5 protein-coding genes are annotated in these 5,399 nt (G+C 31.8%); all 5 read right to left on the bottom strand.

Translation table 11 applies throughout. From position 1 onward, the window contains the following. Nucleotides 1–1,254, bottom strand: a complete 1,254-nt coding sequence (locus ACHAJD_RS09615; RefSeq protein WP_435585655.1) for an L-lactate MFS transporter — start codon at nt 1,252–1,254, stop codon at nt 1–3. A 471-nt stretch (nt 1,255–1,725) separates the two neighbouring features. Then, nucleotides 1,726–2,331 (bottom strand): helix-turn-helix domain-containing protein, encoded by a 606-nt coding sequence (locus ACHAJD_RS09620; RefSeq protein ID WP_435585656.1) that lies wholly within the window; start codon nt 2,329–2,331, stop codon nt 1,726–1,728. Nucleotides 2,332–2,923: 592 nt separating this feature from the next. Beyond that, entirely contained in the window at nt 2,924–3,250 is a 327-nt protein-coding gene (locus ACHAJD_RS09625; RefSeq protein ID WP_435585657.1) for a type II toxin-antitoxin system PemK/MazF family toxin, read from the bottom strand. Further along, nucleotides 3,244–3,486: an AbrB/MazE/SpoVT family DNA-binding domain-containing protein gene (locus ACHAJD_RS09630; RefSeq protein ID WP_435585658.1), complete on the bottom strand. Its 243-nt coding sequence runs from the start codon at nt 3,484–3,486 to the stop codon at nt 3,244–3,246. Before ACHAJD_RS09630 ends, ACHAJD_RS09625 begins: the two co-directional genes overlap by 7 nt. A 601-nt stretch (nt 3,487–4,087) precedes the next feature. Then, nucleotides 4,088–4,948: a DUF6973 domain-containing protein gene (locus tag ACHAJD_RS09635; protein WP_435585659.1), complete on the bottom strand. Its 861-nt coding sequence runs from the start codon at nt 4,946–4,948 to the stop codon at nt 4,088–4,090. Nucleotides 4,949–5,399 lie beyond the last annotated feature (451 nt).

The raw sequence follows: 5,399 nt of genomic DNA on the forward strand, positions 1-5,399 counted from the left end.
TTATAATACAAATGCATCTGAAACTTCTTCTTGAATAGGCTTTAAAACAATAACTGGTTTTTTAGTTAATAAAGATAGTAGCACACAAATACCAGAAAGTGCTGCAGCTAGATAAAAAGATGTCTGAAAACTAAATGCTGTACCAATCCAACCACCTACAATGGCCGCTGCTCCCCATCCTAAATAGATAATGCCATAATTTCCTCCATAGTATTTAACCCCATAAAAATCTGCTGTAACAGCAGGGAAAAGTGCCATGTATCCACCAAAACAAAGAGTAACAATAGAGATTGCTATGGCAAAGGGAACTGCAGAAGAGATAATACTAAATGATAACATAGCAATACCTGTAATTCCTGAAACTACCGCAATGGTGTTCATACGGCCTAACTTATCTGAGGCAAATCCCCAGAAAATTCTGCCTAACCCGTTAAATATTCCTAACACACCTACAATAGCTGCCGCCTCTACAACCGTTAGTCCTGCTAGCTGCTGTCCTATTGGTGAGGCTTGACCAATCATCATTAACCCCGCTGCACATCCAAGCATAAATATAATCCATATTTTCGGAAAAGCTGCTGTTCTCATCATTTCTTTTTGTGTATAGTTCACGACATTTTTCTGTAGTTCATTAGGTTGCCATCCTGAAGGTTTGTACCCTAAAGGTGGGACAACCATCCACTGAGCACCAATTGTAACTAACAGAAAGAATACAACCCCTAATATACGCATCGTAACTAGTGGTCCTACATTACTTATTAGGGCTTGCCCAATTGGCGTAAAAATTATAGTCCCTAATCCCATACCAGCAACCCCAACACCCGATATCAAACCGCGTTTGTCTGGGAACCACTTATTGCATGTAGCTAGTGGTACCATATAGGCAAAACCAATACCTAAACCACTTACAATACCATAAAATATATAAAGCCAAGTTACGTTAGTTGCAAAGCTTGAGAATATCATCCCAAGACACAACAACGCACCGCCTGCAATCGCTACTTTTTTGGGTCCAATTTTATCTTGAAGCATTCCTCCAGGTAGTGCGCCAATTGCGAAAAACACAATAACTAAAGAAAAGACAAAATTTAGTGAGGGTGTTAAACTATCGGCTGTAACCGCCATATGCTCACTTAAAATTTGAGCAAGTGGATCTCTATAAATACTCCATGCATACACCGCGCCACAACTTGGAATAATCATCAGTGTACCTAAAACGGCTAACCAACGATTCATTATCTTATCATTTTTCATTGAAAACCTCCTAAAATTAAAACACTTAAATTCCAAAAGTTTATATAATGTCCCCCTATATGATTACAGGTTTTTTTATATTATCTCCCTAGAATTTAAGCACACATTTCTAATATCTTATCATTAAACTTATTTTTAAACAACCCATTTTTTAACCCTTTAAGACAATTATAAATTAAACGCTATATTAGATAATAAGTCTAATCTTATTTAGAATAGGTTGTACTAATCATTAATCGAAATCTACACCAATCACTTTCAAAAGTTATATATTCATGTTCAATTTCCTTCGTTCGAGTTCTATTTCTTCTAACATAAAATCATAAAAAAACACTCAATAAATGAGTGTTTATAGATCTAAGTTGTGTCTTTATTACAGAGTTTTACCAGATTTTGATATATACATTACGGAGTTTTACCCTAAAATATTGTGTGTTGCTTTTTTGAGTACTAAGTATTTCCCTATACCCTTTAGATTTCAATATTTAAAGCAATAATGACAATTACGATCATCGCGAGTGTTAGAAGCGAATATGATACTAGATATTTTTTTATTATATTTTTATCAGTAAAATTATGGAACTTTGATTTAATCAATTTTCTATATTGAATAATCATATAAGTGAATAGAGAAAAACTAACAAGGTAGCATAGAGATATAAAAATCGTCAGGACAATTGCTACTACAACATAAGTGTCACTGTCTTCACCTATCGCACCTATTGCTCCATCAGGAATATTAAATCTTAGAATTGGCAACATTAAGTATAGTATGGCAGTCAAAAGTAAAGACATAGCTACAATCATTTTTTTTCTGAATTTTGCACGATACTGTTCATCTGAAGGGTTCTGTTTTACTGAATTAATTACTTTAATATCTTCACTGTCCATTAACTCACTAACGGATGTATTAAGACAGTTTGCAATTGTATTTAACATTGTAATATTAGGATAACCGTTTCCGGTTTCCCATTTGCTCACAGTTCTATCAGATACATTTAACATTTCTGCTAATGAACTCTGCGTTAGTTTGTTTTGCATTCTTTTTTCTTTTAATAACTCGCCAAATTTATTCATATATGCATACCTCCTATTAGTCATTATACTTAAATAATAAATAATTATCCACGAAGAAAAAGATGAATCTCTCTATAAATCATAGAATTAGTTAGTAATATAACGAAAAAATATCAATTGTGTATTGATTTACTATGAAATTCATTACTAAATAGAAACTACTCATTAATAATCAATTCTATCTTTATTACACGGACATTCTATAAACTAATAAACAACTTAACAATGACAAAAGCGATTCAACATAATTGCTTCATATGTTGGGTTGAGTTCAAATCCGATAGGGTCCATGCAAATTCACGACCCCAAATCCGGTCCACAAAAAACCACTATCTTTTCTGATTTTAAGTATAAAAAAAAGTGAAACTAATGAAAATCATCAATTTTACCCAATTATAATAAAAAAGTTGCTTTGCTTCAAAACGGCTAAAACGTACTAAATAAGCCATTAAAAAGGTATAAAGCAACTTGGTATATTTTTTGTGTCTTGTCATAACCAAGTTTGTGCCACTAATTAGGTTGTCACAACCAAGTTTACTATGTTTTCAGCATGGAGTTTGTCTCTAATAAGCATATAATCCTCATCAAAAAATTAAAACAACAGTTTTATTATTTTTAATGTCTTATCGAGTAAGTCAGGAGGAAGTTTTTCAACAGTTTTTAAATTTCTAGCTTTTGTGTCCATGGTTTTTACTTGTTCGCACATGATTTGGCCATAAGTTTTTGTCCTTGAATCTAAATCTACATGCAAAGGATATTTAAGTGCCTTATCAGAAGTAATTGGAACGACAATAACAAATCCATTTGTTTTTTTATGGTATATATCATTGCTTACCACAACACCAGGCCTCTTCCCTTTTTGTTCGGACCCTAATGAAGGATCAAAATCAACGATAACGATATCTCCCTGATTTACCATACTTCTCTACCTTTAGAGTCATCAAATATAATTTCGCCTTTATAAGTTTCTTTATAATCTAAAAATAACTCTTCTAGTGATTTAGGATCAAACGAATCTACTTTTGATAATATAATTTCTTTTCCCTCAACCTTAACTGTAAATTCTTCGCTTTCTTTGATATCAAGCATTTTTAAAATAGCAGCTGGTATAATGACACCTTTACTATTTCCTATCTTCTTTAATTGTGTATTCATAAAATCACCATCCTTCATAAATAGTATATACAATTGTTATAACATTGTCAATAGTTTTATATCATTGATGTTTAAATAAAATTATAAGCATAACCAAAAAAGAAAACACCTGTTAAACAGGTGTTAAACACATATGTCTTGTTATTATGGAGTTTTACTCTAAAATCGCTCGTGTTCGACGGAGTTTTACTCTATTTCCAACGGAGTTTTGCTTTTTTTCGGACGGAGTTGCTTTTTTCACACAAAGTGTAAGACAAATATTGCTTACTCTTTGTGTCTACTAAACTATACTAACACCAGATTTTCAGAACATTAAAAATCACTCATAATAGTTGCTGCATAATAAATGGCAATAAATACCCATGATACTGATACTAGACTCAATGAAAACAATAATGCACTCTTCTTGCTAAAGCTTTTTATCATCAAGTAACCATTATAAATTATTGAAACCGGAGTTAATAAAATTATTAATAATATCAGTAAACTGTTTACATACAAAAGGTATATGATTGAAGTTTGAATAGCAATAATAAATAGCACTATATTCAAAAAAATAAATAAATATAGCAGTTTTACTAAATTCTTATTCAGATTTTCCTTATTCAACATTGATCAAAACCTCCTCATCCTCTGGCAATAAAGACATCGGCATAATTATAGGTCCTGGTTCTGATCTTCTATCATCAATTTGAATTTCCGGTAAGTAAATAGGAGTAGCTCCATCCGTATAAGAATGAAAATCTCCTAACTCATATACAGGAACAATTACATTATTATCATAATATATATATGTGTGAATATACTCATATTCAAATAATATGTACTTCAAATCACCATTTTCCACTAATTCCTGTGTCATTGTTGCAAGAGTTGAATCTGATTTAAATGCTATCCAAGATATAGTAATTGCTAATTCTCTACCTTTTTCATTGTTGTGTAAATCCATATGTTTATGAATCCATGGATTATTTGGTCGTTCTTCATGAGCTGTAGCAAAAGCTTCTGCTAATTCCACACCAATATACTTTACCATTAATACATTCCAGTACGCATGTTGGAATGAATTACCAAGCTGTCCATCATTTGCCTCATTTGGATACAAATTCGGTGTTGTAGATAAAGCTTTTTGTGCTGTAGAAACCCAAAAAGGTGCTGCTAAAGGATTTGTCAATAAGAGTGCTACTTCATCAGAAGTTAGATTGAATCCAAATATCTCATACATCCCAGGTACTTCAGAACTACTACCAGAGTTATAATTATCATAACCCATTTGAGCTAGAGTTTCAACAAACAGCTCCTCATCACCATTCGCTATTTCATTTGCTATTTCTACATCAGTGATAGATATTAGCATCAAGTCTGTGTTATGTGTGGGACTTGAAGCTTCTACGGTATTTCCATTTGCTGCCAATGTTAGTATAAATATAAGCATAAGTAAAACAATAAAAATTCTTTTCATTTGAATCCCCCCCCTTTTTATTTAAAAATACCCTATAGGCAATAGATTGTCAACATCAATTTGCCAAATTTGATTAAATCGCATATATGTATTTTGTTCTTCTGTCATTGTTGAGCAACTAGTAATTACTAATGCTAATATTACACATAAAATGACTACACATAACTTAATTTACACATGTGAAAACTAAGAATTGTTTTCTCATGATTCCCTCCAAAAACACTATATTTTTCTAAATATTAACACAACACTAACATGTCTGTCAATGAAACGATATCGAGATGGTTTTGAATCCATTTAAAACTGAAAACAATAAGGTCATATACTCATTCCCAGAAATCATCACACCATACAAGATTAGAAAAACACTATTTGAGACAACTAGTAAAATAACATGCAAATAACTTAAAATGGACAAATTTAATTGGACAGGAGGTTAAGATCATCAAAA

Source organism: Liberiplasma polymorphum, assembly GCF_043951795.1.
Taxonomy (GTDB): domain Bacteria; phylum Bacillota_I; class Bacilli_A; order Izemoplasmatales; family Izemoplasmataceae; genus Liberiplasma; species Liberiplasma polymorphum.

Coding starts and splice junctions, on each gene's coding strand:
- ACHAJD_RS09615 (WP_435585655.1), bottom strand. CDS start 1,254: ATGAAAAATGATAAGATAATGAATCGTTGGTTAGCCGTTTTAGGTACA.
- ACHAJD_RS09620 (WP_435585656.1), bottom strand. CDS start 2,331: ATGAATAAATTTGGCGAGTTATTAAAAGAAAAAAGAATGCAAAACAAA.
- ACHAJD_RS09625 (WP_435585657.1), bottom strand. CDS start 3,250: ATGGTAAATCAGGGAGATATCGTTATCGTTGATTTTGATCCTTCATTA.
- ACHAJD_RS09630 (WP_435585658.1), bottom strand. CDS start 3,486: ATGAATACACAATTAAAGAAGATAGGAAATAGTAAAGGTGTCATTATA.
- ACHAJD_RS09635 (WP_435585659.1), bottom strand. CDS start 4,948: ATGAAAAGAATTTTTATTGTTTTACTTATGCTTATATTTATACTAACA.